This window comes from Natronorubrum sulfidifaciens JCM 14089 (assembly GCF_000337735.1).
Taxonomy (GTDB): domain Archaea; phylum Halobacteriota; class Halobacteria; order Halobacteriales; family Natrialbaceae; genus Natronorubrum; species Natronorubrum sulfidifaciens.
In genome coordinates this window covers 1-1,497 of sequence record NZ_AOHX01000005.1, presented here as the reverse complement: position 1 = coordinate 1,497, position 1,497 = coordinate 1, and the positions used below count along the sequence as shown (strand labels likewise).

The 1,497-nt window shown below is 50.2% G+C and carries 2 protein-coding genes; both read right to left on the bottom strand.

All coding sequences use genetic code 11. The annotated features are described in order from the left end of the window. Positions 1-361: 361 nt before the first annotated feature. Positions 362-613, bottom strand: coding sequence for a hypothetical protein (locus tag C495_RS00990; RefSeq protein ID WP_152418836.1), 252 nt, complete (start codon positions 611-613; stop codon positions 362-364). Further along, complete coding sequence (locus C495_RS17485; protein WP_152418835.1) at positions 603-809, bottom strand: hypothetical protein; 207 nt, start codon at positions 807-809, stop codon at positions 603-605. The genes C495_RS00990 and C495_RS17485 overlap by 11 nt, the downstream gene beginning before the upstream one ends. Between the last annotated feature and the right edge of the window lie 688 nt (positions 810-1,497).

The window sequence follows — 1,497 nt, the reverse complement described above, 5'->3', positions numbered from 1 at the left end:
CCTCCCGGTTGTCTTTCTCGACCCCGACACCGAAGAAGGAGAACACATTTGCAGAGAGGCCGGTGAGTTGGTTGGGGCGGAGGNGAGAAATTCAGTTTTCCCGATCCCAGGTTGGCCGGAGATATGGAGGTCTTTGCCGTCATCGACGAGTTTAGTGTAAGCGCGTTGAAGCTGTTCCTGACGGGCCTCGACCATTATCGATTGACTTGTTCCTCATATTGAATATATCTATCGCGTACCAGTTCTTTCTAATTGTAACACACTGCGCGTGATCAGCTTTGATCCCCGTTCCGGATACAGCTCCCTATTAGCAGACCGGTCGTATCAATCACTGAGGATTCACACAGAGCCCGTTTTCTCGCTACACGTGGCCACTGAACCACTCGGGTGCGCCTGTGTACTCCGCCCAGCAGTATTTGTGACACGGCTCGCCTCGTGGGTTCGGAACCGCCCGATCCAGATCGACCTGTTCNCCTTCTTCGCCATCACCCGCTGGTCCTAACGAAATTGTCTGCGCCAACTCGTCGGGGACGTAATGCCACTCGTTATTTTTGAACCGCGGGTAGTGTCCTTCCGGGCGCGGGTTCTCGGGATCAACGTCGTCAACCATGATTTTCTAACTCCTCGCGGACGATTTCTCGAATACGATCTTCTGTTGTTTTGAGTTCATCACTTTCCTCTACATAGTAGAGATAATTTTGGTACAGCATCCAGAGATACTGGTCCCAAGGTTCTCCTTGTCCCGTCCGGTGTTGATTAAGTTCTTCAAAAAGTTCTGGATCAACCTTGATCGTCTTCCGGTCACTCATGTACTCAATTTGTACTACAACCCATATCAAGCTATGGGTACAATTGTAGTACAGCAGCGTGAAGGGCACTCTTTCTGGAAGTGGAAAGATGAGGGTTAGGGTGACTGGTATAGACTACCTGTCGAACTCGGNGAGTGTTTTTATACCTCGCTACTCTCGACAGAAATATGCCGAGAAGGGGGCCAGTTGAGTTCGCAAAAAACGTTGCCGCAAATCGACTTGATGACCATCCAGCGTGGCCCGTTTCCCAATTTAAACTGGAGTGTGAAGCAGCAGGTGTCTATCAAAATACGGCTGGTACAGCTCTGATAGAGTTGAAAGAAGAAGGAGAGGTGAAGGAAAAAACTGTCCAAGTGGATGGCAACCATCGAAAATACTTCGCCCGACCTGGAAACCCGGAGCCAGAAGACGAAATCGTTGAAGCAGTGAAAGAGTTCGAGTCATTTCTCACCAGAAGTGGATGCTATGCCAACNCTCATCGCCTACACAGCCTTGTGTAAAATTAATGATGAAATTGGGCAATACATCCCCGGTTTCGACGTTCTCCCGGAAGGGCCACACAGATACATCCTCAATAATCCAGGTAGAGAACCTGACGGCGCTATCCTTCTGCCTGATGAGCACGCCCCAGTTGAGGTCTACAACGGGAGTGACTATCTTGGCACGAACACACGGAAGCACCAGCAGT